This is a genomic window from Shouchella shacheensis (genome assembly GCF_001484965.1).
Taxonomy (GTDB): domain Bacteria; phylum Bacillota; class Bacilli; order Bacillales; family Bacillaceae_D; genus Shouchella; species Shouchella shacheensis.
Map to the genome: position 1 here is coordinate 32,887 of NZ_LLYY01000003.1, position 23,944 is coordinate 56,830.

Genomic DNA, 23,944 nt, shown 5'->3' on the forward strand with positions numbered 1-23,944 from the left:
TAAGAATTTTTGACCATAAGGTATTACATGGGATAGCGCTTACAATTAATACTAATCTATACACTTATGCATGACAAGGGGGGATGAGGTGCTGGCCTTGAGGGATGCGTTGTTTCTTTTCGTTCTACAAACAGAGGTCTGCTCAATGTGAGCAGACCCTGAAGACCCTTTTAATTCTCTTCTTGGGGATTATGGTGATGAAGCGGCGGTGGAATCAGCCAGCCTTTCTCTTTGTTTAGCTTTAAAAGTTTTCCGGCTAACGTTGCTTTGTTTGTGTGGAATTGCCCGAACATCATTGCAATATCTTCACGAATCGACTGACCCATAATTTGACTACAGGTGACAAGACCAGCCGCAACTTCTGCTGAGGTAGCTGCTGCTACTGCAGGATCTTGGAAGCGGGCGCCTGCCGGAATGTCGTTTAGGTCTGCTGTTGGAGGTTCAGGCGAAGAAGGGGGAAGAGTGACACCGTTCTCTTTCAGCAAGGTTTCAACTTGCTTCACTTCTTCTTCTCCTTTTTCGATCGTCTCTTTTAGAAGCTTTTTTAAATCTTCATCGCCTACATGATTCAACATCATCTGATGCTCAGCGATCGCGCTGTTGCTTGCCATTACATAGCTCCATGTACTGAATACTTCCCCGTAGTGCATTGGTTCATCTTGCGAATTTCCGCTTAAAATGCCCATCGTCATCCTCCTAAATACATTCAAAATTGTGCCACCTTCCTTTCGCACCTTTATAACATGCTCTTAATGGGAAGGGAATATTCGCGGGATGATACCTTAAGAATGGTAATGGATTGAAGTAGTGGATTTGCCTTTTACCGGGTTTTCAACCGATATATAAAGGGTAAATGGAAACAGTACCATTTGTTGAGGAGGCGTCCATGTTTGACTTGTTTGACTTATTTCGCTTGTTCGTCTCGGCACTGTTTATCTTGCCAGTAGTGACGATTATTCGCGAGTCCGGGTATTATCTGGTAGTTACCCTTCTAGGAGCGAAGGAGAAAAAACTAACCATTGGCAGCGGGCCTATTTTGTTCACCATGCCAACTGTAGAGGTCCGGCGGTATTTTTTTATGTACAGTTGGCTTGAATATGAAGACATCCGCACGGAAAGTCGTTTTTGGCATGGGTTGATTTACGCCTCACCGATGCTCAGCAATTTAATTGCTGGGGTGATTGTGAATTCGCTCCTCGCTGGGGACATGCTCCCAGGGCAGATTTTTTGGGAGACGTTCGTGTTTTACGTCTTTTATTTTGTCCTCTTTGACGCGTTGCCCGTCTATTTACCCGATGGACAGCCTACAAATGGACGAGCCATTTTTGATTTACTCTGGCATGGTAAACGCTCGGACTTTATGAAGAAGGAAGCGGAGGAAGATGGAGATGAAAAGGCAAATACAGATGCGCAGGAAGAGACGATGGAAAATCGAAATCGAGACCAAGGGAGAAGAGAAGCCGAAGACAAAAACGGAGAAAATGAAGACGGCGATCAGGGAAGGACAGAGGCTCAAGAAGAGACGATCGAAAACCGAGACCGAGACCAACGGGAGCGTGACGATCACACGGACCCTGCTTAAGCTTCTTGCGCGCTGGCACCCTGAAGCTAATGATGAGCGTTTGTTCGGACGGATAACGTTAAAAACGCTACAGAGCCCGGAAAAGGCGGGTTCGTTAGCTCTCAGCACAGGTAGAAGGAATTTTCTTTTTTCAACAGCCCTGCGAATCTCTAAGTTTAAGGCCTAAACCCCTTTACGGAGCTTCTGAGTAGGGTTATTCTTTCCTTGCTCCTACGTAGGAGAAGAAAGGGGGAGGAGAGAAATTGAAGTATGATTTACAGCGGTACGTTGAATTGGTAGAGGAGTTTGAAGAGAAACTTAACCGACCGTTGACCACCAAAGAAAAAGAGCTGGTTCAGTGGTTGGTGAAGCGGGAATAAGAAAAATTCTGGTACTACAGGAAATAGAAGGGTGACTGCTGTTGGTGTGCTATCATTACTTCTATATGTGGAAGAGCCTTGACATTCACTGTCGAGGCTCTTATAAAATGCTGTCATAAAAGACCAGGCTTTATCGGCAGCAATACGTCTACGGTCGTCCCGACATTTTCTTCACTTGAAACATGTAAGTCTCCATCATGGGTATCAATGATTTTTTTACAAACCATCAAGCCTAGACCTGTTCCTTTTTCTTTTGTGCTATAAAACGGTTCTCCTAATTTTGACATTCTGTTTTTTGGGATGCCGCTCCCTTCATCCACAAATCGAATAAGAATATGGACCTGTCCCTGCATTTCTGCCTTTATATAAACGGTTTTACCTCCCGGAGTCGCTTCGATGGCATTTTTCAACAGATTCATAAACACCTGCTTCATTTTGTTTGTTGCGCATTCAATTGGCTTTAGCCCTGGCTCAATATCCAAAACGATTTCGATATTATGAAGCAAGGCCTCAGAATGGAGCAACGTCGTCGCTTGCTCGAGGAGGAAGGCCAAATCCGCCTCCTCAAATGGAGTCGCTTCAGATTGCGAAAGTAGCAACAAATCGCTAATAATGGCTTCTACGTAACCCAGTTCATTAAGCATAATGTCCAAGTATTTTCGTTCATTTTCGCCTTCCATTTTAGGGAGGAGCAATTGAACAAAACCCTTAATGGACGTTAAAGGATTGCGGATTTCATGGGCCACACTCGCCGCTAATTGACCGGCTAGCGCTAGTTTTTCCGTTTGTTGTAGCATTTCCTCGGTTTCTTTTTGTTTTGTGAGATCTCGTATCACCACTTGCTGCGCAGGGGTTTCCTTATACATTATAGGAGTCCATCTCATTTGGACAGAACGCTCTTCCCCATCCTCACGCAATAATTTAAGTTCAAACGGATCAGGAGGTGGGTCTGTTTCTTGAAACTTCATCTGTTGAAAGAAAAATGTTTGGTCATTGGGATGGACAATTTCATGGACAGACTGACCAATCATTTCTTCTATTTGCACAGCTCCCAAAAGCTCTAGGCCGGCATCATTAAGGTAAACCCATTTCCCCTCCTGACAAATACCGATGGTTTCCTGAGATTGTTCTACTAACAACCGGAAGCGCTCTTCCCTTTCTTTCAAGATTTCATATTCACGTTTGCGATCAGTAACGTCTCTTGATGAGCCGACGATCCCCACAAATTCGCGGGAATCGCTTATGTTCTGAAAGTTTGTTTCTATCCATATGTAGCGACCTTCTTTTCGGCGGACACGGTACGTAACGTTTTGCCCGGAGTGATCAACCGTTTTTTTAAAAATCGCCTGTACGTTTGAGCGGTCTTTAGGGTGGCAAAGGTCAACGAATGGATAGCCGTCTAGTTCTTCTGGTGTGTACCCAAGCAAAGAAGAAACAGCAGGTGAAATCAATTGTATGGTACCGTCTTGTGTATGGTAGGTTATCATATCCGCTAACGAATCAGTCAACATTGGATAAATTTTTAACTCCTCGTAAAATGCTTTCATTTCATTAAAAATAGACTCAAATTTATGTTCCATGATTATTCATTCCTCACTTCCTTTTGCTACAATACACCATACCGGTCAAATTTAAAATACCACCATTGAATCCCTTGGTTACGACAAACGTTAGGGCTCTTTCACAGACTCTAAAAGAGGAAGTCCATGAGTGGACAACTCCCACGCCTAAAGGCGCAAGCATGTGATCCTTCACAAGGATTCTTGAATGATAAAAAGAGACGTCCATTTCTGGCATCTGAGTGCCTCTTTGAGTTCAGGGCCGTGTCACTGCTCAAAAAGAGGCGGCTACTTAGTATAACAAACATACGTTCATAAGAACAAATGTTTTACTCACCATGAAACAGTGGAACTTACAAGAGGAGCTAGGATGCGTTTTCAACCTCTCTTCATCGAACCGAAGTACTGTTATAGTAACGGCTGCAATTGGAGTATAATCATAAAAAAAGATTCTTCGTTAAAGGATGTAGGACATGCTATTATTTGAAGAAAGAGTGAAGCAGTTTGAGTATAAGTTGAATGAGACGGATGAGGCCGTGGTGGAGTACGTGAGAGAGCACAAGGTTGCTGTAGTAAAAAAGTCGATTCAAGCACTTGCCACAGAGCTTTTCACGGTCCCTAATACGATTACAAGAGTTAGCAAGAAACTCGGCTATGACGGCTATTCCCAATTGAAGAATAGTTTAAAGGTAGAGCTGGATGAAGCGGAATCTGAAAGAAAAACGGGGCTTGCGCTGCATATTGCAAAAACGTTTGACTTGCTTGACGATGCCAAGGTAGAGCTTGTCACAAAAAAACTGTGTGAAGCGCGACGGGTTTTGTGTTATGGGGTGGGGGATACCGCCCCTTTTTGTGAAATGTTTGCCAGTAATCTAAAGAAGGTCGGGCTGGACGCCCGTTTTCATATGCATCGTCATGAAATGATTGCAGAAATCGAGGCGATGAAAAAAACGGATATCCTGTTTATCCTAAGCTTTTCCGGAGAAACAAGCCAAATTCTTGAGATCGCTTCTCTAGCGAAACAAAAGGGGCTCCCTTTGATTTCACTAACACACTTCTCACAAAATGCCCTTCAAAGAGTGGCGGATGTGAATCTGTATTGTTACGCCCCAGAAATGAGGCTCAATGGGTACAACGTAACGGATCGGACCACGGCGATGGTGGTTTTGCGAACTGTATCGGAATCATGCTGGACTTATACAGGATATGTGTATAAATACACATGAAAGCGGTATAGTGTGATCGCTTCTGTGTAAAAGTAAGAAGATCCCATCTTCTTGCTTTTTTTGCGTTAGGATAAACCCATAAGCCAAAAGGGGTGAGCCTTATGTTGTTAACTGAAGCAACGTCGCCAGACTTAATTTCTATTAAAGAACCCCTGCGTACAAAGCAGGAAGTGATTGACTTTATGGTTGCGAAGCTTGCCAAGGAGGGGAAGATTCATTCGGAGAACGACTTCAAGCAAGCAATCCTTGAGCGAGAAGCCCTATCTGCAACTGGGTTCGAGGGCGGTCTTGCGATTCCGCACGGAAAGTCAACGGCTGTAAAAGAAGCCGCATTTGCGGTCGTGACACTTGCTGAGCCACTTTCCGATTGGGAAAGCATCGATCCAAACAATAAAGTGGAACTTGTGTTCATGCTTGCGATTCCTGAAACTGAAGGCGGTTCTACCCATCTTAAATTGTTATCTGAACTGACCACGCGTCTCACAGACGAATCGTATAAAAACAGCTTGCTCGACGCTTCTTCAGCCAATGCTCTATATACAGCTCTGGATCCTGAAAAAGAAAGCGCTACAGCTGAAGACTTCCCAGATGACACTCCGTTACGAAACGAAACGATCCTAGCTGTAACTGGGTGTGCCGCAGGGATTGCTCATACGTACATGGCTGCCGAAGCGCTAACGAAAGCAGGAAAAAAAGCCGGTGTTCAGGTGCTGGTTGAAAAGCAAGGGGCAAACGGCATTGAAGGACGCCATACGAAAAGTCAACTGAGGAATGCCTCAGCGGTCATCTTCGCAAGCGATGTGGCTGTGAAAGAAGAGGAGCGGTATGCTCATCTTCCAAAAGTGAAAACGAGTGTGGCTGCGCCATTACGAGACGCAGATACGTTTATAGCCCAAGCGTTAAAGAAAGCCGAATCATACGAACGCAACGAACCGGTGGAAGAAACAATGGGTGAGGAGGACGAAAATCGATACTCCTTTAAAACAGAAGTCAAGGATTCTCTGTTAACCGGAATATCCTACATCATCCCCATTATCGTTGCAGGGGGAATGACGCTTGCAGCGGCCGTTTTCATTGCTCAGACCTTTGATTTACAAGCACTCTACGACACGGAAGGATCATGGTTATGGATGCTCCGTCAACTAGGCGGCAGCCTCATCAATACACTGATGATTCCACTTCTTGCAGGCTACATGGCGTATTCAATTGCCGATAAGCCAGCCCTTGGACCAGGTCTTGCAGCGGGTGTAGCCGCGAACTTGATTGAAAGTGGGTTTCTCGGCGGGATGCTTGGTGGTTTATTAGCGGGTTACTTGCTGAAACTCATGAAGCACTACATTAAGCCTAAAGGAACATTTGCGGGTTTTATTAGCTTCTGGGTGTATCCCGTTATTGGGACCCTTGTCACCGGTTCAATTATGCTGTTTGTGGTCGGGTCCCCTCTCGCATCACTGAATAACGGTCTTGTTAACTGGCTTGGAACGTTATCTGGTACGAATGCACTCATTTTAGGTGCAGTGATTGGCGCCATGGTTTCCTTTGATTTGGGCGGGCCAGTTAACAAAGCGGCGTACACATTTTGTATTGGCGCGATGGCGAGTGGGAATTTTATTCCCTACGCAGCCTTTGCTTCCGTGAAAATGGTCTCGGCCTTCGCCGTTACCGGAGCTACGGTCGTAGGGAAGGCGCTGTACTCGAAGCAAGAACGTGAGGTTGGGAAACAAACGTGGCTGCTGGGCCTTGCTGGAATTACGGAAGGAGCGATTCCATTCATGATTAAGGATCCAATTCGCGTGATCCCTTCATTAGTGGCTGGTTCAGCTGTCACAGGAGCAATCGTTGCTTATTTTGGAATTGGACTCTCTGTACCTGGCGCGGGCATCTTCTCTCTCGCTCTGCTAGACGGCGGAAATGCCTTTACAGCTGCGGCTATCTGGTTGGGTGCAGCGGTCGTTGGTGCCGTGATTTCCATGTTCTTGTTGCTAGCTGCGAAAAAAAGAAAAGTGCGCCAAGAAGCGCACGCACGATAAAGGAGTGGACCATCGTAGATGAAAAACGTTCATGTTGTACCCCATATGCACTGGGACCGGGAATGGTATTTTTCGACGGAGGAATCCCGTATCCTGCTCGTTAATAACATGGAAGAAATCATGGAAATGCTGGAGACTAATCCAAATTATCCGTACTATGTCTTAGATGGACAAACGTCCATCCTCGAAGATTATTTTGCTGTGAAACCGGAAAACAAAGAGCGTGTGAAGAAGCTTGTACAGGAAGGACGCTTGATCATTGGACCCTGGTACACGCAAACCGATGAAATGGTTGTCGCTGGAGAGTCTATTGCGCGCAACTTGCTCTATGGAATCAAAGATACAAAGGCATTCGGAGACTATATGCCAATTGGGTACTTGCCTGATTCGTTTGGTCAGTCCGCGCAGATGCCGCAAATTCTCCAGGGCTTTGAGATTGATTACGCGATGTTCTGGCGGGGGACGTCCGAGCGCATGGGCACAGACAAAACGGAGTTTCACTGGGAAAGCGATGATGGCTCACGTGTGTTAACGCAGCTATTGCCGCTCGGCTATGCGATTGGAAAATACTTGCCGGAAGAAGTAGAGGCGCTAAAAAAGCGGATGAGCAAGTACATGCCTGTGCTTGATCGCGGCGCGACAAGTGAGCATATCTTGCTCCCGAACGGGCATGATCAAATGCCGATTCAAAAGAACATCTTTACGATTTTAGAGCAGCTAAAGAAAATCTATCCGAATCGTCATTTCTTTTTAAGTCGCTATGAGCATTTATTTGCTGAAATTGAGAAAAACAAAGAGCTGCCGACGCTAAAAGGAGAGTTTCTCGACGGAAAGTACATGCGCGTTCACCGCAGCATTTATTCCACCCGTATGGACATTAAGGCGGCAAATGCGCGGATTGAAAACAAGTTAACGAATATACTCGAGCCGCTTGCCTCGATGGCGTACAAGCTTGGCTTTGAATACCATCATGGCTTAATTGAGCTCATCTGGAAAGAGATGATGAAAAACCATGCCCACGACTCGATCGGCTGCTGCTGCTCCGACAAGGTTCATCGAGAGATATGTGGCCGCTTCTTCCTGGCCGAAGAAAAAACCGATCAGTTGATCGAGTTCTACAAACGGAAGATTGTGGATGCTATTGAAACAGAGAAGACGGAAGACCGTTTCACACTGTTCAACCTGCTTCCATACGAGAGGGAAGAGGTCGTGACCACAACGATTATCTCGAAGCTCCCGAGCTTTACACTTGTCGATGAAACCGAGAATGAACTGGATTTTGAGCTAATGAAAGCCGAAGAAATCGACCCGGGTCTGATTGACCGTCAAATTGTTCACTACGGGAACTATGATCCGTTCATCAAGTACACGATTCAACTTAAAGACCGTCTACCGGCTCTTGGGTATAAAACGTACTTCGTGACAGAAAGCGATGAGGAGCTGAATAATGAGACAACTTCGGTTGATCAGGTCGATACCGACTTCTTCACGCTTAATGTGGCAGAAAACGGAACCTTAACCATCCATGATAAAAAGAACAACCGAACGTACAACGATGTACTTGTACTTGAAGACGGTGGAGACGATGGGGATGAATACGATTTTTCGCCACTTGCCGATGAGACATTGATCTTTAGCGATACAGTACAGACGAACACAACCATAACAGAGAACCGCCACGCCGCTCACGTTCACATTCAGTACAAGCTAGCACTGCCAGAAGATTTAAAAGAGCGGCAGGCAGAGGGGACGAATGGTTTCGTAGATGTAACGATTGAATTGACGGTGCCGAAGCATAAACCGGTGATTGACGTTCGGTTCACGTTGAATAACCAGGCGAAAGACCATCGTCTTCGCGCCTACATCCCAACGGATATCGCTTCCTCCTTTTCCATAAGCGATAATCAGTTCGGAACGATTAAGCGCGGTGTTTACGACGAAGCGATGGATATCTGGGAGGAAGAAGGCTGGAGCGAGCGTCCTGATTCGATCTATCCGATGATGAGTTTCGTTGGCCTCTCTAATAACGAGCACGGGGTCGCTGTCCTTTCAAACAGCACAAGGGAGTACGAAATTGTTGGAGACGAGTACGATACGATTGCTGTTACCTTGTTTAGAAGTGTAGGTGTGCTTGGAAAAGAGGAGATGCTCCGACGTCCTGGGCGCCCATCTGGTATTAAACTGCCAACGCCTGATTCGCAGCTGCTTGGAGAAATCCACATCGACCTTGCAATTGCTACGCATAGCGGCGACACACGAAGTGCCAACGTCGCAAGAGTGGCTAAGGAATACCTCACGCCGGTGGTGTCTTACAATAAAATTCCGCACAATGCGATGAAGCTAAATCCTGAAGCCGTCCACACGCCAGCCACCTTCAGTCTTCTGCATGAGAGAAGCCCTGAAGCGGTGTTAAGTACGCTAAAAAAAGCAGAGAACGAAGAGAAACTTGTCCTCCGCTTTTATAACGCCATGGAAGCTGACAAAGACATGAAGTTTCAGCTAGGAGAGGTAGAAGGGGCGCAAATAGCCAACTTAAATGAAAAGCCTCTAGAAACAGCGGCAGTAGAAAATGGAAGTGTGAAGCTTCATGTAAAGATGAATCAAGTGAAAAGCCTAATGTTTTAAAAGAAATGAACGGCCCCCGTTCTCTTAGATACAGGAGGATGGGGGCTCTTCTAATGCACTCGACGGCACAATTTGAAATGTTGGATAAAACGAAAAGCTGTTCCTTAAAAAAGGAGCCAGCTTCCTTATTGTTGCTCAATGGGAGGTGAACTCCTCAACCTTGGGTGGATTCCTTCGCCCCATTTTTCCGAAACAACAGAGCTACAATCACAATCACGATAACAAACCCGAGACTTGCATAAAACCCCGGCCGGATCGCTTTCTCAAGGAGGGTCCCACTGACAGCAGCGACAATTAAAAACAAGCCGATTATGCTCATCACTTTGTCAAAGGCTTTGAACTTAAGAAGGCGCATGGCGGAAATGATGATAAAAAACCAGTTATACAAGATCAAAATACCGGCAGCCGTGGTGATGTATTCGTAAATTTTCCCAGGCAAAAGCAAAGCGGTGACGATCGAAATGATTAGGCCGAGAGTCGCCAGTCCAAGGGAAGGAAGAGGCAACTCCTTGAATTTCAACTTCTTTTTGAAAAACTTAGGCGCGTCCCCATCTTTCGCGAGTGTTACGAGTAGCGTGGTCACACCGAAGAGGGCCGCGGTTAAAGCTGAAAAACCGGCAATGATAATGGCCCCGTTAAAGACATGCGGGAAAAAAGGAAGGTCGTACTCACTCAAAGCTGTTACAAAGGGGCTTTCCTTATCCGTAAAGGCATCTACGGAGATCATGGAAACAGCGAGAACTAAGGAAGCAACATAAATCAACGTCAGTAGTCCGAGCAGTACCTTCCCGGCTTTTGGTGCATCTTCTTTCTTTTTAAGCTGCATGGCCATGAGCCCAATCACTTCAATGCCGCCAAAAGCGTAGAAGCCATAGATCAGGGAGGACCAGAAACCTACGAAGCCTTCTGGAAAAATGTCATTCGCGGACCTGGGAAGCGCTGGACTTGCGCCGCTGCCGTCAATCCAGCCAAAAACGGCAGAGAGTCCAAGAATAATGAACATAACGATGGCACTTGTTTTTACCACGGCAAGGATGTTTTCGACTTTATCAAAGCCTTTAGAACCGAGTAGGACAACTACGATGGATAGAGCGGCATAGATGGTGGCGAATATCCATAAAGGCACGTCCTCAAACCAAAAACGAGAAAGAATGGACAGAGCGGTGAGCTGACTTCCCATGATTAAGATGTTCGAGGCCCAGAAGTTCCAGCCGCAGCCAAATCCTACACGTTTGCCGAAAGCCTTTCTGGCATAATAGCAAAAAGAGCCTTCTTGCGGGTCATCTGCGGTCATTTTTGCTAAAACGTTGAAGACGATGTATGTTCCAAGCGCTGCGAGCAGAAAGGAAAAAACAATCGAAGGACCAGTAATTTTGATACCGATGGCTGACCCGAGAAAGTAGCCGGTCCCAATCGTACAGCCTACACCAAGCAAGGACAGCTGCCACCATTTCAAGTTTCCTTCTTTTTCGTTTTTCGCTTTATTTGCACTTGGACTGTTGCCGCTCATGTGAATTCTCCTCTTCTTTGTTCTCTTGCATAGAGTTTGTGTCCCGAACTCTTTTATTCAACGTAAAAAAAACCAGCTCGCTGGCGGCTGGTTTCAAGCGACGCTCACCTTCCTTTTAGAAGAATTTCCACTCCGTGAAAGCCAAAGTACACGCCAAAGCCAACAAGCGATAAGCCGGACAGAACGGCAATGGCCTTTAATAATCGAGCGCTTAAAAATCGACGTGATCCACTGCTGATCCCCGCAATAAAAAGGTCCCATATGGTGAGTCCGACAAAGATCATGCAGCTGTAAATAAGCAGGTCTCCAGTTTCGGTTGTCGTAGCGGTTTTGGCAAGGACAGAACCGTATATGCCGAGCCAGAACAACATGGATAAGGGATTGGAAATGGACATGATGAAGCCTGTGAATAAACAGCTAAAGAGAGAATCCTTTTTACGTGAGTGGTTGAGGGTGACCTGGTTCGCCTTCATCATCGCCTCTACGCCTGAGTAACAGAGGATGAATGCGCCAAACAACCAGAGAAAGGTTTGGACGATGGGGGCATCGAGAAATTGACCGACTCCAAAATAGACGAGAAGCATGAAAATAGCATCAGCAAGCATGCTCCCAACACCGACCACCCAGGAGTGCGTGAAGCCGTTTTTGATCCCTTTATCAATACGAGCAGCGTTGACAGGTCCAATCGGAGCTGCCAACGTTAAACCGAGCAAAATGTAGCTAAAGAGGACGCTTACGCTCAGAAGACCACCTCCCAAAAAAGAATGTACCTATTCCTATGTACAACCCCTCTCCTTTAAAACAGCTTGACCAAAAAAGTAGGCGTACAAGTCCCTTTGTATGAATAAGGTGGAAGAGAGACTCGTGTAAAGAGGGGATTTGGATGGTCTTTTTAAGCTACATCTTGCTTGGTTTGTCACTGGCAGCACCGATTGGACCGGTGAACGCCGCTCAGCTTGATCGAGGCATTAAAAATGGGTTTCTTCACGCCTGGCTTGTCGGGATTGGGGCAACGACAGCCGATGTGATGTACATGCTTGCGGTCTATTTAGGGGTCGTGTCGTTTCTCGAGTTTCCCATTGTAAAGACATTTTTGTGGCTGTTTGGTTTTTTTGTGCTTGTCTATACAGGGATTGAAAGTATCGTAAAAGCTGGTGCGGTAGAGAGGAAGGAGCGAGGGGACGAGGAGACGCTCACGAAGTCCTTTTTCTCAGGCTTCTTGATGTCGATTTCCAATCCACTGACCATTCTTTTTTGGCTGGGCATTTATGGCTCAATCTTGGCAAAGACGATTTCCACGTATAACGACGCGCAAGTTTGGATTTACAGCGGCGCGATTTTAGTCGGGGTAATCGTTTGGGATGTGACCATGGCCGCGATTGCCAGCGGTGTACGCGTAATGTTTGATGGAAAAGTGCTTCGATGGATCTCCATTTTCTCCGGGCTCTCCCTCATTGGGTTCGGTTGTTATTTTGGCTATGAAGCGGTGGTGTTGCTGCTGGACTCGTAGTGGATGCCAAAGTCTTTCCCTGCCTTGGTGAAAAGTGCGCGGAACTTGGTTAATGACGTTTAAATAGCAAGGATCTGAACCGCTCTGTCTAGTTGATAGAGTGGCTCTTATTTTTCACTCCTAATAAATACGTCGGCGTACCAAAGCTAGTCCTTCCAATCAGTCGCACGGCTTGGTGTATAAACTAGATGTGTATATGCGGGATGGTGTTAAGGAATGTTGCATTGTCAACCCTCTCCTAAGACGATTCAATTATATGCGTTAAACGAGCAACGTCATTATGACCAAGTCGCTACAGCTCTTGAAAAAGGGCATGGTTTCCTGGAGGGTGATTGAAGGATTTGAAATTCAGTTAGCAGATACATCTTAGGGTGAGCAGATTTGGCATGTCCCAAAGGGGCGAGGTCCATCAGCCCACCTAAATAGCGCCGCATCACGTTCGTTGTGATACGGCATCTATTCAATCGCCCGTTTGTTTCTCTACAAGTTTGGCGTTCTTTATGGCTAAAGACACATCTCTACGAATGGGTCGACTCCCCTGCATCCACATGCAGCACTTGCGCTGTCACTAGCCGCGCATCATCCGAAGCAAGATAGACATAGGTCGGCGCAAGTTCAAACGGATGACCGATTCGATCAAATAGGTTAGCGCCATGTAGCGCTGATTGATCCGAGGAAAAGCTTGCAGGAATTAAAGGTGTCCAGATCCGCCCAGGGGCCACGGCATTAACGCGAATGCGTTTGTCAGCAAGATTCTTAGCAAGGGCTCGGGTCCAGCCAACAATTGCTCCTTTTGTCGCCGTGTAATCCACCAGTTGCGGCTCCCCTGCATAGGTAACCACAGACGTCGTTCCGATAATCGAGCTTCCCGGTCCTAAATGAGGCAGGGCGGCTCGAGTGGTGTAAAAATGAGAGTAAATATTGACTTTGAATGTGTCGTCAAACTGTTCATCAGTGATCTCCGTCAGGTCGTGTTGTTGAAACTGTATTCCGACATTATTACAGAGGATATCAAGGCAACCGAATGTTTGCACTGTTTGTTCAACGATCTCTACGCATTGCTGTTTCTTTTTAAGGTCACCAGGCAGCAGAAGACAGTGCTGTCCAAATGCCTCTACTCTTGCTTTCGTGCGGTGGGCATCCTCGTGCTCATCGAGGTAAGCGATTGCTACATCCGCTCCCTCTTTAGCAAAGGCAATCGCGACGGCTGCTCCAATTCCACTATCTCCACCGGTAATAAGCGCTACTTTGCCTTTCAATTTGCCGCTACCCTTGTAGTTTGGATTCTCTAGTATGGGTGTCGGTACCATAAGCCGGTCAACCCCCGGCTGGCGGAGCTGACGCTGCTCCGGGAAGCTAAGTGGAATGTCTTCATATTGTGTGATGGTTCCATAATTTGGGTATATCGGATAAGGATGATCGAGTTTATTCGCTTGAAACCATTCCTGTAACTGCTTCATCTCCTCGGTAGGCTCGGGATGTTTTTTACCTGGCTGATTCATCTGATTGGGCTGATGCCACTTGCCTTCATTCCTGGAATCGTTTTGACTCATGTGTACCTCCTTGAAATAGCACTCTTTTGTAAAAGTATGTGTCATAGAATCCACCTATGCCTAGTGGACGTGCATGATTGGAAATGTTTGAGAATAGGATAGCTGGAGGAAAACGAAGGAGGAGATTTGGTTGCATTACGAATTCAGTGCCGAGGTAAATCGATTGCTTGAAAATGATTCGAATGAAACAGTCTCGATGCGCTATCTCTCGCATTCTTGGCAGATGCCGGCAATAGGACCTAGACCCCCGTACTATGCGCATCCACGGTATGAACCGTATTATCCGGTTGTTTAACATTCGCAGGCCCTTTCGCCGAACCGAGCGAGAGGGTTTTTCTAGGTTGAGTGCCAATGTATCAATTCCAATCCCTGAATGGTTTTTGAAAGAGCCATTGGGACAAAACCCCAAACCGCCTTTTAAAACGAAGGTTCTACATTTCTGCACCATTTCCTCCTCTATCTTTGTAACGGAATTACTCGTGCAAGATTTCCAAAACCTGCGCTTCTGGAAACCCACCTGCGCTTTTCGGTATTATCTAGCTCTGGCGAGAGAAGCTAAAAATTTAAATGTTCGCGATTCCGAATCAAAAATTTTCCGGAATTACATACATAAACCGAAGTAGAATGGGTCACTCTATAAATAATGACTGAGAAGGAGTGATCAAATTGAAACAAGCAAAGTGGTTCACATTGGTGTGTGTGACGGTTTTAACATTAGTTGGGTGTGGAACGAACAACCAGGATACACCGGATGACAATATGGACGCACAGAACAATAGGCAGATGGAGCAGCAGCAAGGCAATGTATACGGCGGACAGGGTGGTGGCACTCAGAATGACGGTCAGATGCAAAGGGATGGCAGTGAGAACGATGGACAGATGCAAGACCGAAATCAAAATGGGGATCAACAAGGCAATCAGAACGGGGATGGCCGGATGGACGTCGCTGATGAGGCTTCGAATCAGATCTCCGAGATGGATGAAGTACAGCGAGCAAATGTCATTGTCACAAACCAAAATGCCTATGTTGCTGTAATGCTGAGCGGCGATGAAGAAGGAGAAGAAGTCACCGACGAGTTAGAAGAACAAATTTCCAATAAAGTCCAGGAGTCGGATGACAATATTGACAATGTTTTTGTATCATCCAACCCTGATTTTGTCGAACGTATGAATGGGTTTGCTGATCGCATTCAGAATGGGGAACCGGTACAGGGGCTCTTTGATGAAGTGAATGAATCCATTCAACGCGTTTTTCCTAACGCTAATTAAGAACGTGGTCATAAGGAGTCTTTCTCCAGTCGCAGCTTTACCGACTGTTGAGGGAAGACTCTTTTTTGCGTGAAAAGCCCTAACACATGCGCGTTATTTGACCTTTAGTTAGTCTCTATCGGCTGTTGATCCAAGATTTCTTTGAGCACTTGAGCATGGTTATACGTCTTTTCTTTTGCGGCAAACACAAGTGTTACATTTTTCTGGTGCTCTTTTACTAGCGCTTTTAAACGCTGCATCGCTTCCTGTTGCTCTTCATTTTGCTCAAGTTCTTCTTTGTATCTTTTTTTAAAGTCATTAAACTTGTTCGGATCGTGGTGAAACCATTGCCGAAGCTCCTTAGAAGGTCCTACTTGCTTTAACCACTCGTCAATATTCGCTTGCTCTTTTGAAACCCCTCGTGGCCACACCCTATCGATAAGGATACGTTCTCCATCTTCTTTTTTGGCAGCCTCATAGATTCGTTTCACTGCAATCGGCATGAAAAAACCTCCTCTCTGTTCTCTTTCTTTTATACCCCACTTTCGTCTGGACTAAAAGGGGTTAGGACCACGCATGCGCTCGAGTACTTTGCATAAAGCTACCAGTCTTTAGAAAAACTAACACGAGAATTGGAACCCAACAATGGAGAGAGACCACCAGCTGCTTCGTTTTTGGTGGACCAGAGGGGTTGTTTTAAGTAAAAGGGAGTGATACGGATGGATATAGGCTGGGAATGGGTGTGGAAATCAGCGTTGATCGTGGTTGCTGGCACGGTCTTATTAAGAGCGGCGGGGAGGAAATCGATTTCACAAATGTCGCTTGCCCAGGTTGTTATTATGGTTGGGATTGGGTCGCTGCTCATTCAACCGCTTAGTGGTAAAAATATATGGTCGACGCTTTTTGTAGGAGCTTTATTAGTGCTCACCTTGATCATTATTGAATACAGTCAACTGAAGTTTGATTTTATAGAGAAACTGGTGAGCGGTTCATCAAAGGTTCTGATTGAAGACGGGGAGCTTCGTTTAAAAAATTTGCGAATGGTCCGTTTAACGATTGACCAATTGGAAACGCAATTGAGACAAAGAAACGTTGCGAAAATAAGCGATGTGAAATGGGCGACCATCGAACCAAATGGGCAGATTGGATTTGTTTTAAAAGAAGAAGCGAAGAATTCGACCAAACAAGATATTCAAACTATACAAGAAGAGCTTCACCAGCTTAAACAGACAGTCGAAAATGCTACACAAGCAGGAGCACCTCCCCAACAAGTAGCAAACGTGCAAACCACGCCCCAGAACCAATTGGAAGAAATTATTCAACAGATAACGGAGCTCGCAACGGAATTAAAATCTTCGGCAAATCAAGAGGACGAAGATTTATTTTCCGAAGTTAAACGAAAATCCCATGTTGTGTCCCCGCCCAACGATTTAAAGTAAGTAGGGGTAGGTTCTTAGCTTCGGTTCGGGCCCCTTCTTGTGAGCTCTTAACTTTACCTAAATTCCGGGAGCCACACTTTTTGAAGATCGCCTATTCCTGCTGTGGGCCCCAATTCTTTTTTTGTTTGGTACTGCTCTCAAAATTTCAATTTTTCCCACAGCTGCTCCGTGCAATCGAGGCGGCTACAAAAGGAAAACCCCTTCTTTCGTGCTATGATCGTTGTAGAAATCAAACGTTCTTGAGGGGGGCTCAAATCACACAGTGAAACAACCGCTATCACTCAGAGAAGCGTCGCCATCAGATGAAAGGAGGCTATCCGACCTTAGGATGGCCGTGATGGCAGAGGACTTTAAACGTCATGGACTTGAGGACTCGCGTGCACGGGAATACTTTCATAAAAACTTTATTTCTTCTCTGACCTACGTTATTGAATGGGAGCATACTTTCGTGGGCTGTGTTGCTGTAAAGCCAGCCGAGGGAGGCGACCTTCTTGAAACCTTCTATATAAAACCAGAGTTTCAGGGCAAGGGAATAGGTTCAGAAGTGCTTAGGTTTCTCATCCAAAAAAGCTATGTGAAGGGAAAGAAATTGTCATTGGCTGTTTTTCAAGGCAGCCCAGCACGACAGTTTTACGAAAAATTTGGCTTTCAAATAGAGCAGGAAGACTCGTTTATTGCTCATTTGAGTCTAGAATATGATGAAAGCTGTGATCGCTATTAACAATGGTTCCGTCTAGCCATAGAGCAAAAGAAGAACGCAACGCTTAAAAAGGCTACTATTACATGGATGAAGCGGTGATGGGGATGTGCAGAAGATTGACGTTGTTTACTCGAAAGGAGGAAATTGAAGAACAGTTAGGCGTTGAGATTCCTGATTTCAAAGCGAGTTATAACATTGCTCCTTCTCAGCAGGTACTTACGATTGCGGCCAATAAGGCTGAGACGAAGGCTGGTTTCTTGCAGTGGGGCTTAATCCCTTCGTGGGCCGAGAACCAGAACATTGGCTTTGAACTAATTCATGCGCGTGCTGAAACGATTGACACCAAACCAACGTTTCAACGTTTGCTTTCTCGTAGACGTTGCCTAATTGTTGTCGATGGGTATTATGAGTGGAATGGGGAGGGAACTCCGTACCGAGTGATCCTAAACGAAGAGGAAGTCCTCACCTTGGCGGGCTTGTGGGATACGTGGATCGGAGCTAGTGGCGAAGAGATTGCTTCCTGTACAATGATTATGACCAATACGAACCAGTTACTTAAGGGATTGAACGAGCGGATGCCTGTGATTTTAGATGAAGGCAATCGAGAAGCATGGCTCGATTGGACCATCAGTGATGGGGAGTTGCTTAAACGTATGCTAACGCCATACGAGAGTGGAAAGATGCGGGTGTATCAAGTGAGTGAGCGCGTGAATAACCCATGCAATGATTCAAAGGAGCTGGTGGATAGAGTGTAGTGTTCGCAGCCATAGAATGGTTGTAGAAAATCGACGCTCCTCAGTTAGTGATTACGAAGAGAGAATAGAGGTGACCTGGAAATGATGAAGTTGATCGTCACAAACTACGACCGATCGGACAAACCAAAGACGGTTTTGTTGGATTACGCGGGGGAGGCGAATGTAAATCTTGCTCTTTTCAACAATTTAAAGGAAACGTTCAAAGAGGAAATCATTACGGAGCTTCCAGAGGAGCATGACGTCATCAGTATAAACATTATAGAGAGTTCAGCCGACTCCTCGCTTCCACGTCTGCAGACATTCATGCTCAGAGGCGACAAAAAGGAACAGCTGCTTGATTTGGTGGATGAACAGCTGGAGAGTCTTTAAAAACAATACCGAAAAGCGCAGGCGGGTCGCCTAGAAACGAGAATTTTGGAAGGCGTGCGCGAGAAATCCCGTTCTTGGATTTCCGGGCAGGCCTGAAAAATCTCGGCGCTTCTACCCGCCGGAGCTAGACAATCCGAAAAGCGCAGGCGGGTCGCCTAGAAGAACGGATGTTGGAGACCTGACATAAGAAATCCCGGGTTTGGGTTTCGTTGTCAGGGCGAAAAATCCCGAGCTTCTACCCACCGGCGCTAGACAAAAAGCACCTGGGATTAAGACCTCAGGTGCTTTACTCTGTTATCGATGGAGCCAGGGGGATTCGAACCCCCGACCTCTACACTGCCAGTGTAGCGTTCTCCCACTGAACTATGGCCCCACTTTACTCTGAATTTTCGCGTGCGAACTAAGGTTCAGCTCGTTCAGTACTCTGTGAGTATAGTATATAGATGCGCAGTCCGTCAATAGCCATGAACATTTTTCTGTGAATGAAAGAGAAAGTTGTCCCATACAAGGAGACAGCTTTCCCTTTTCGAGCCACTCTATTGATGCATTAAAACCTCAGTCAATGGCGGAACAATTTGTTTCTTGCGAGAAACGACACCTTCAAGCATGGCCGTGTTGGTCGATAGCGACGTGTTAAACGCTTTTTCAACAGCTGCTACTTCTTTTCCGAGAGCGAGAATCACAGAGTTGCTCTCAAGAATATCGGTTACAACAAAAACAAAAAGGTCGAGGTCTTTTGCCGCGATCGTTTCTTTGATCGTCGTTTCAAGCTCGCTTTGTCGCGTGAGCACGTCATTCGTGTCGACCGTGTTGACTTGAGCGACCTCCGCTTTATAGGAGCCCATCGAGAATTCCTTTGCGTCCAATGTTAGCAATTCGTTTGTGGTCTTCGATTGTACATCGGCTCCTGCTTTGAGCATATCCAGCCCGTACGTTTCGATATCGACTTCTGCAATTGCACTAAGTTCCTTGGCTGCTTGAATATCCTGGTCGGTGCATGTCGGTGATTTAAATAGAAGCGAATCCGAGACAATCGACGAAAGCATGAGCCCGGCGATGTTCTTTGGAATCTCCACATGATTTTCTTTATAAAGTTTGTTCAAAATGGTGGCTGTGCAACCCACTGGCTCCGCTCGGTAGTAAACAGGGTCGGTCGTTTCAAAGTTGGCAATCCGATGATGGTCGATTACCTCGGTCACTTGAACGTCCTCAATGTCAGAGACGCTTTGTTGGCGCTCGTTGTGGTCAATGAGAATGACCTGACTGACTTCGTTTGCTGCGGTTTCGATAATGCGAGGGGCTTTTGTGTCAAAGGCTTCTAGCGCGAACGATGTTTCAGCACCGATTTCTCCAAGACGAACAGCCTCTACGTTTTCGCCGAGCTCACTTTTTAAGTGAGCGTAAGCGAGGGCGGAGCAAATTGTATCGGTGTCAGGATTTTTGTGACCGAAAATGAGTGTTTTGGACATGATTCTAACTCCTTTTTTCTAAAGCTTGATAGATTCGTTTCTATAGTATCATGTTTCCTGACAATTTTCGAAGAATCGAAGAAGTCACGAAAGCGAACTCCCCCTTTCTTTTACCTTCTGTTACGCGTATAATAGACAAGGTGCTTGCCATAATTCGTTCAAAACTTCTTGACAGGATCCCGAATTCTCCGTGTAAGAGGACGCACCTTCTTTTGCGGATATGGTAAAATGCGTCTAGAATTGATGAGAATCGAAAGAAGGAAAAGAGGGGAACAATGAGAAGTAGCGTAAAGGTAGATAAAAATGTTCAAAAAGCCTCTCTCGCTATACCTAAACAGGCTTACTCACATGTCTTAGCTGAAACCATTAAGACAGGTATTATTAAATCAAATTTAATTGCTATGTTTGCAGGTCTTACGCTTGCTTTGTATACCATGGGCATGAGTCCACTTGAAAAGCTTACTGAAATCATTTTTGCGCTTCTAGGCTCCACGCTTGTGATTGGTGCGGCTGGCGCGTTTAATAATTTGTATGATCGCGACATTGATGCGATTATGGAACGGACCAAAAATCGCCCAACTGTGACAGGAACGATGCAGACAAAACCAACACTCATTCTCGCCGTTTCTATGGCACTCATTGGACTTGTCGCTTTAGCCTTAGCGACACCGCTAGCTGCACTCTTTGGCTTGATCGGCTTGTTTTTATATGTGGTGCCCTACACGATGTGGTCGAAACGAAGAACAATTTACAATACAGAGATTGGAAGCATCGGAGGAGCAATTCCGCCGCTGATTGGCTGGGCAGCGATTACTTCGGACATGCTTCATCCCGGCGTACTTGGGTTATTTGTGGTTATGGTTCTTTGGCAAATGCCACATTTTTATGCGATCGCGATTCGTCGACACGATGAATATAAGGCAGCGAACGTGCCCATGCTTCCTGTCGTAAAAGGCTTTAAGCGCACCTACATTCAAACAAACGTCTATCTGGTTGCTCTGATTGCCGCTAGTTTTTTGTTTGCACCACTTTCCACAGGCATCGTAACGGTCGCCTTGCTGCTAAGTGTCGCTTGGCTCGTGCTAAGCATTGTGGGATATAGAAAAATGGCTCCTGTAAAGTGGGCAAAAACGATGTTTATCTTCTCGCTTAACCATATGACGATTTTATTCGCTACCATTATTCTATACTCGTTCATTGGTTCATTCTTCTAGTCGGACACGGCGTCTTGCTTCGCGAGGCGCCGTTTTGTTTAGCTCCAGCGGGTAGAAGCGCCGTGATTTTTCAGTCCTGGACCGAAATCCAAGACCGGGATTTCGAGTGCAGGCCTTCCAAAATTCGCGCTTTTGTGCGACCCACATGCGCTTTTCGGATTGTTTTCATATAAATCAGGGTTATACTAGAGATACAGGCTACAAAGGGGCCGATTTAGGGGGTGCCGTCTTTTGGAAACAAACGGGTTGCTGCTTGCAGCGACGACAGTTTTGGCTGTTCTTATGGGAGGACTGGCCTTATTTATAAGAATGAAAGCAGCCAAAAAACCAACGTCTGCGAAGAAAATTATCCTGCCGCCGCTGTTTATGTCGACAGGGTTCCTAATGTTTCTTTACGAACCTGTGAGACCATCGCTTTTTCATGTATTGGAGGCCCTAGTGGTCGGAGCGCTGTTTTCTCTCGTTCTCATTTATACATCTAGGTTTGAAATTCGGAACGGCTTTATTTATTTAAAGCGTTCAAAAGCGTTTGCTTTTATTCTTATTGCATTGCTTTTCATCCGCATCATTCTGCGGATGGTTCTAGGACAAAGTGTAAATCCAGAAGAGCTCTCCGGGATGTTCTTTCTCCTCGCGTACGGCATGCTTGTTCCTTGGCGGGGGGCGATGTTGATGCAATATTTGAAGTTAAAGCGCAGGCAAGAACTAGATGGGACACTTTCCCGATCCTCCGCAGAGCCAGCTCCCTTAAAATAGTGAAGGGTTTTAGACAATGTTGTGTAAAGAATGAAAGCTGGCTTAGAAATCGTTATACTGATGGAGGGAGATTATTTTAGGAAGGAGGGAAATCGATGTCGCCTAGAGTGCTCGAAATTTTTCAGGCGTCGCATGAAGGTTCGTGGGCGTTTCTCGCTATCTTATTTGTCGTCTCTTATTTTCTATACCGTGCAAATAAGAATCGGGCTGGGACGATCATTCAAATGATTCTGCGATTGTTTTATTTGATTATGATCGTTACCGGAGCTGGGATGTTGTATGGATATGGCTTCCCGACCATGTTTGTTGTGAAAGGAATCCTGGCGCTTGTATTGATTGGTTTTATGGAAATGACGCTTGCAAAGACCAAGCGTGGCGAGAGCGCGTTGGTTGGTTGGATTCTGGTTGTAGTGACGCTTCTGCTCGTGGTTCTTATGGGGTATCAAGTCATTTCTTTCTAAAAGCTTGACCAACGAAAGCAGTTTCTAAGTTAAAGCTTCAAGCTAGAGATCCAAATTGAGTGGCATAGTGGAACGATCAAAACCGGCAACAGAAAATTAAAAAGACCATGAGATCTAAAATCGTCTCATGGCTTTTCTCTTTGCTCCTTCTCACTGCAAGCGGTTGTGATAAAGCTGAACCGTGCGGTAGTGCATGCCTTCATGGAAAGCGACGAAGCTCAGTAGTTCACCAACCGTTTCAAATCGCTGGTCGAACAAAGTAAAGACCTCGGTAGCATCCGATTCCTTATTTCTCTCGAGCAAGGATTGAATTGCTTTCTTTTGGCTTGAGGAGACTTCCTTCAATTGTTCCAGTGTTGGTACATCTCCGCTCCAGTCCGTTGGGCTCGTCCCTTTATGGAAGTATTGTTGATAGGAAGCGGGGACGACGGGATCATAGTTCTTGGCATGGGAGAGTAAATGATCGGCAATCACTAGGATATGCCCGTAGTTCCAGTGGATGGAGTTACTGAAGCCTTCTGGGATGACGTCTACATTCTCCTGAGTGGTTCGCGTAATGACTTCTTCATTAGCTTTACGCGCAAACTGAAACGCGTGTAGTGACATGAGAATCCCTCCTTACTCTTCAGTATAACGCACATCAAATGGAAGCGCATTCTATTTGCCTGGGGGGATTTTTGTGTCAGGTGCTCATGGGATACAGTACACTGAGATACTGAGAGAGGCGGGGAAGGGATGGAACCGGAGTTAATGACTGCTTAGATTGGTGTTTTTAGCTAGCGCGATTCCCTTTATTAAGTATGTCCCCTCCTTCCTTAAATTCCATATTTACCTTTTAAACCAGAAAAAGGGACCCGTTGTTGCACTGGAAGTTCCTTTAGGATATAACTAGATGGGGGCAACTATGATAATAAAGGAAGAGGAATGTATGAAAAAACCATCCTATCTTTTGCTATGTAGTATGATCTGTTTGCTGGCTTTTATCGCAATGGCATTAACCTATGGCTCCCCTTTTCTTACAACGCTTGATTATACAGTGCTAGAAACGCTCGCTGAGAATAGACTGCCATGGGTAACCACGGTGATGCACGGTTTTGCCTTTATTGGTGGAACACGAATGGTTGTCGTGCTCTCGGTAATGCTCATCATTTTCTTTTACTGGCGCCTTCGCTACAAGCGTGAACTCTTTTTGTTTGCCTTTGTTATGCTTTCGACGGCTGCTGCTAATACGCTATTGAAACAGCTCTTTCAACGATCTCGCCCGGAAATCTTCTTTCTTGTCGAAGAGCCAAGCTATAGTTTTCCAAGTGGTCACTCCATGGCGGCGATGTCACTGTATGGCATTCTCATCTATTTGCTATGGCGACATATGAAGGCGAGGGGCTCAAAAGCGGCTCTTCTTTTTGCCGGGGTAGGAATGATCCTCACCATGGGTTTTTCGCGAATGTATTTAGGCGTCCATTATTTTAGCGATGTGACTGCTGGCTTTTTATGCAGTCTTTCGATTTTGACGTTCTCGATTTGGGCGTTTTGGAAAACGGCGCCAAGAAAGAGGAAGGATGAACTAATCGGTAATTGA

The 23,944-nt window shown here is 45.8% G+C and carries 23 protein-coding genes and 1 tRNA gene; 15 read left to right on the top strand and 9 right to left on the bottom strand.

Annotation, left to right across the window (positions count from 1 at the left end; genetic code table 11):
* Positions 1–170: 170 nt before the first annotated feature.
* Positions 171–686 (bottom strand): DUF3231 family protein, encoded by a 516-nt coding sequence (locus tag AVZ68_RS06370; RefSeq protein WP_059103697.1) that lies wholly within the window; start codon positions 684–686, stop codon positions 171–173.
* 200 nt (positions 687–886) lie between these two features.
* Between AVZ68_RS06370 and AVZ68_RS06375 the strand changes: the two genes are divergently transcribed.
* Positions 887–1,582, top strand: coding sequence for a hypothetical protein (locus AVZ68_RS06375; protein WP_180316681.1), 696 nt, complete (start codon positions 887–889; stop codon positions 1,580–1,582).
* Between the two features lie 472 nt (positions 1,583–2,054).
* On the opposite strand, the gene AVZ68_RS06380 is transcribed toward AVZ68_RS06375, so the two are convergent.
* A complete protein-coding gene (locus AVZ68_RS06380) occupies positions 2,055–3,521 on the bottom strand; it encodes a PAS domain-containing sensor histidine kinase (RefSeq protein ID WP_059103698.1) in 1,467 nt (488 codons plus the stop codon).
* Positions 3,522–3,973: 452 nt separating this feature from the next.
* On the opposite strand from AVZ68_RS06380, the gene AVZ68_RS06390 reads away from it, so the two are divergent.
* From AVZ68_RS06390 to mngB, 3 genes are all read left to right on the top strand, one after another.
* Positions 3,974–4,726: a MurR/RpiR family transcriptional regulator gene (locus AVZ68_RS06390; RefSeq protein WP_059103700.1), complete on the top strand. Its 753-nt coding sequence runs from the start codon at positions 3,974–3,976 to the stop codon at positions 4,724–4,726.
* A gap of 101 nt (positions 4,727–4,827) precedes the next feature.
* Positions 4,828–6,756: a PTS 2-O-a-mannosyl-D-glycerate transporter subunit IIABC gene (gene mngA, locus AVZ68_RS06395; protein ID WP_059103701.1), complete on the top strand. Its 1,929-nt coding sequence runs from the start codon at positions 4,828–4,830 to the stop codon at positions 6,754–6,756.
* 18 nt (positions 6,757–6,774) lie between these two features.
* Complete coding sequence (gene mngB / locus AVZ68_RS06400; RefSeq protein WP_059103702.1) at positions 6,775–9,381, top strand: mannosylglycerate hydrolase; 2,607 nt, start codon at positions 6,775–6,777, stop codon at positions 9,379–9,381.
* A gap of 154 nt (positions 9,382–9,535) precedes the next feature.
* Here mngB and AVZ68_RS06405 read toward each other — a convergent pair whose 3' ends face one another.
* Both AVZ68_RS06405 and AVZ68_RS06410 read right to left on the bottom strand, forming a co-directional pair.
* Complete coding sequence (locus AVZ68_RS06405) at positions 9,536–10,891, bottom strand: amino acid permease (protein ID WP_059103703.1); 1,356 nt, start codon at positions 10,889–10,891, stop codon at positions 9,536–9,538.
* Between the two features lie 104 nt (positions 10,892–10,995).
* Positions 10,996–11,634: a LysE family transporter gene (locus AVZ68_RS06410; RefSeq protein ID WP_059104017.1), complete on the bottom strand. Its 639-nt coding sequence runs from the start codon at positions 11,632–11,634 to the stop codon at positions 10,996–10,998.
* 140 nt (positions 11,635–11,774) lie between these two features.
* On the opposite strand from AVZ68_RS06410, the gene AVZ68_RS06415 reads away from it, so the two are divergent.
* Positions 11,775–12,401: a LysE family transporter gene (locus AVZ68_RS06415; RefSeq protein ID WP_059103704.1), complete on the top strand. Its 627-nt coding sequence runs from the start codon at positions 11,775–11,777 to the stop codon at positions 12,399–12,401.
* Positions 12,402–12,919: 518 nt separating this feature from the next.
* Here the strand turns inward: AVZ68_RS06415 and AVZ68_RS06420 are convergent.
* Positions 12,920–13,861, bottom strand: coding sequence for an SDR family oxidoreductase (locus tag AVZ68_RS06420; RefSeq protein WP_245628085.1), 942 nt, complete (start codon positions 13,859–13,861; stop codon positions 12,920–12,922).
* A 223-nt stretch (positions 13,862–14,084) separates the two neighbouring features.
* Here AVZ68_RS06420 and AVZ68_RS20490 point away from each other — a divergent pair, with 223 nt between their 5' ends.
* Entirely contained in the window at positions 14,085–14,249 is a 165-nt protein-coding gene (locus AVZ68_RS20490) for a hypothetical protein (RefSeq protein ID WP_180316682.1), read from the top strand.
* A gap of 371 nt (positions 14,250–14,620) precedes the next feature.
* Positions 14,621–15,223 (top strand): YhcN/YlaJ family sporulation lipoprotein, encoded by a 603-nt coding sequence (locus AVZ68_RS06425; RefSeq protein ID WP_059103705.1) that lies wholly within the window; start codon positions 14,621–14,623, stop codon positions 15,221–15,223.
* A 104-nt stretch (positions 15,224–15,327) separates the two neighbouring features.
* On the opposite strand, the gene AVZ68_RS06430 is transcribed toward AVZ68_RS06425, so the two are convergent.
* Positions 15,328–15,705 carry a DUF488 domain-containing protein gene (locus AVZ68_RS06430; RefSeq protein ID WP_059103706.1) on the bottom strand — a complete coding sequence of 126 codons (378 nt, stop codon included), beginning with the start codon at positions 15,703–15,705 and terminating at the stop codon, positions 15,328–15,330.
* Positions 15,706–15,921: 216 nt separating this feature from the next.
* On the opposite strand from AVZ68_RS06430, the gene AVZ68_RS06435 reads away from it, so the two are divergent.
* The 4 genes from AVZ68_RS06435 to AVZ68_RS06450 all read left to right on the top strand — a co-directional run bounded on the left by AVZ68_RS06435 (position 15,922) and on the right by AVZ68_RS06450 (position 18,465).
* The gene (locus AVZ68_RS06435; protein ID WP_367576328.1) at positions 15,922–16,641 is read left to right on the top strand and encodes a DUF421 domain-containing protein; all 720 of its coding nucleotides are present in this window, start codon (positions 15,922–15,924) and stop codon (positions 16,639–16,641) included.
* 262 nt (positions 16,642–16,903) lie between these two features.
* A complete protein-coding gene (locus AVZ68_RS06440) occupies positions 16,904–17,362 on the top strand; it encodes a GNAT family N-acetyltransferase (RefSeq protein WP_157404596.1) in 459 nt (152 codons plus the stop codon).
* A gap of 62 nt (positions 17,363–17,424) precedes the next feature.
* Entirely contained in the window at positions 17,425–18,096 is a 672-nt protein-coding gene (locus AVZ68_RS06445) for an SOS response-associated peptidase (RefSeq protein ID WP_082676351.1), read from the top strand.
* Positions 18,097–18,177: 81 nt separating this feature from the next.
* On the top strand, positions 18,178–18,465 hold the full coding sequence (locus tag AVZ68_RS06450; protein ID WP_059103708.1) for a hypothetical protein: 288 nt from the start codon (positions 18,178–18,180) through the stop codon (positions 18,463–18,465).
* Between the two features lie 301 nt (positions 18,466–18,766).
* Here the strand turns inward: AVZ68_RS06450 and AVZ68_RS06455 are convergent.
* A tRNA-Ala gene (locus AVZ68_RS06455) sits at positions 18,767–18,838 on the bottom strand.
* 163 nt (positions 18,839–19,001) lie between these two features.
* Entirely contained in the window at positions 19,002–19,934 is a 933-nt protein-coding gene (locus tag AVZ68_RS06460) for a manganese-dependent inorganic pyrophosphatase (protein WP_059103709.1), read from the bottom strand.
* A 275-nt stretch (positions 19,935–20,209) separates the two neighbouring features.
* Between AVZ68_RS06460 and cyoE the strand changes: the two genes are divergently transcribed.
* The 3 genes from cyoE to AVZ68_RS06475 all read left to right on the top strand — a co-directional run bounded on the left by cyoE (position 20,210) and on the right by AVZ68_RS06475 (position 22,365).
* A complete protein-coding gene (gene cyoE, locus AVZ68_RS06465; RefSeq protein WP_059103710.1) occupies positions 20,210–21,148 on the top strand; it encodes a heme o synthase in 939 nt (312 codons plus the stop codon).
* Positions 21,149–21,379: 231 nt separating this feature from the next.
* Positions 21,380–21,904: a CcdC family protein gene (locus AVZ68_RS06470; RefSeq protein WP_082676352.1), complete on the top strand. Its 525-nt coding sequence runs from the start codon at positions 21,380–21,382 to the stop codon at positions 21,902–21,904.
* Positions 21,905–21,999: 95 nt separating this feature from the next.
* Positions 22,000–22,365, top strand: a complete 366-nt coding sequence (locus AVZ68_RS06475; protein ID WP_059103711.1) for a YisL family protein — start codon at positions 22,000–22,002, stop codon at positions 22,363–22,365.
* Between the two features lie 150 nt (positions 22,366–22,515).
* Here the strand turns inward: AVZ68_RS06475 and AVZ68_RS06480 are convergent, their stop codons facing one another.
* Positions 22,516–22,971: a DinB family protein gene (locus AVZ68_RS06480; RefSeq protein ID WP_059103712.1), complete on the bottom strand. Its 456-nt coding sequence runs from the start codon at positions 22,969–22,971 to the stop codon at positions 22,516–22,518.
* 322 nt (positions 22,972–23,293) lie between these two features.
* Here AVZ68_RS06480 and AVZ68_RS06485 point away from each other — a divergent pair, with 322 nt between their 5' ends.
* Positions 23,294–23,944, top strand: a complete 651-nt coding sequence (locus tag AVZ68_RS06485; protein WP_059103713.1) for a phosphatase PAP2 family protein — start codon at positions 23,294–23,296, stop codon at positions 23,942–23,944.

What these genes read in the sequence shown, in the direction of transcription:
- cyoE (WP_059103710.1), top strand. Translation starts at nt 20,210, where the DNA reads ATGAGAAGTAGCGTAAAGGTAGATAAAAATGTTCAAAAAGCCTCTCTC.
- AVZ68_RS06375 (WP_180316681.1), top strand. Translation starts at nt 887, where the DNA reads ATGTTTGACTTGTTTGACTTATTTCGCTTGTTCGTCTCGGCACTGTTT.
- mngB (WP_059103702.1), top strand. Translation starts at nt 6,775, where the DNA reads ATGAAAAACGTTCATGTTGTACCCCATATGCACTGGGACCGGGAATGG.
- AVZ68_RS06435 (WP_367576328.1), top strand. Translation starts at nt 15,922, where the DNA reads ATGGATATAGGCTGGGAATGGGTGTGGAAATCAGCGTTGATCGTGGTT.
- AVZ68_RS06380 (WP_059103698.1), bottom strand. Translation starts at nt 3,521, where the DNA reads ATGGAACATAAATTTGAGTCTATTTTTAATGAAATGAAAGCATTTTAC.
- AVZ68_RS06450 (WP_059103708.1), top strand. Translation starts at nt 18,178, where the DNA reads ATGATGAAGTTGATCGTCACAAACTACGACCGATCGGACAAACCAAAG.
- AVZ68_RS06480 (WP_059103712.1), bottom strand. Translation starts at nt 22,971, where the DNA reads ATGTCACTACACGCGTTTCAGTTTGCGCGTAAAGCTAATGAAGAAGTC.
- AVZ68_RS06430 (WP_059103706.1), bottom strand. Translation starts at nt 15,705, where the DNA reads ATGCCGATTGCAGTGAAACGAATCTATGAGGCTGCCAAAAAAGAAGAT.
- AVZ68_RS06390 (WP_059103700.1), top strand. Translation starts at nt 3,974, where the DNA reads ATGCTATTATTTGAAGAAAGAGTGAAGCAGTTTGAGTATAAGTTGAAT.
- AVZ68_RS06405 (WP_059103703.1), bottom strand. Translation starts at nt 10,891, where the DNA reads ATGAGCGGCAACAGTCCAAGTGCAAATAAAGCGAAAAACGAAAAAGAA.
- AVZ68_RS06415 (WP_059103704.1), top strand. Translation starts at nt 11,775, where the DNA reads ATGGTCTTTTTAAGCTACATCTTGCTTGGTTTGTCACTGGCAGCACCG.
- AVZ68_RS06370 (WP_059103697.1), bottom strand. Translation starts at nt 686, where the DNA reads ATGGGCATTTTAAGCGGAAATTCGCAAGATGAACCAATGCACTACGGG.
- mngA (WP_059103701.1), top strand. Translation starts at nt 4,828, where the DNA reads ATGTTGTTAACTGAAGCAACGTCGCCAGACTTAATTTCTATTAAAGAA.
- AVZ68_RS06420 (WP_245628085.1), bottom strand. Translation starts at nt 13,861, where the DNA reads ATGAAGCAGTTACAGGAATGGTTTCAAGCGAATAAACTCGATCATCCT.
- AVZ68_RS06475 (WP_059103711.1), top strand. Translation starts at nt 22,000, where the DNA reads ATGTCGCCTAGAGTGCTCGAAATTTTTCAGGCGTCGCATGAAGGTTCG.
- AVZ68_RS06460 (WP_059103709.1), bottom strand. Translation starts at nt 19,934, where the DNA reads ATGTCCAAAACACTCATTTTCGGTCACAAAAATCCTGACACCGATACA.
- AVZ68_RS06445 (WP_082676351.1), top strand. Translation starts at nt 17,425, where the DNA reads ATGGATGAAGCGGTGATGGGGATGTGCAGAAGATTGACGTTGTTTACT.
- AVZ68_RS06485 (WP_059103713.1), top strand. Translation starts at nt 23,294, where the DNA reads ATGAAAAAACCATCCTATCTTTTGCTATGTAGTATGATCTGTTTGCTG.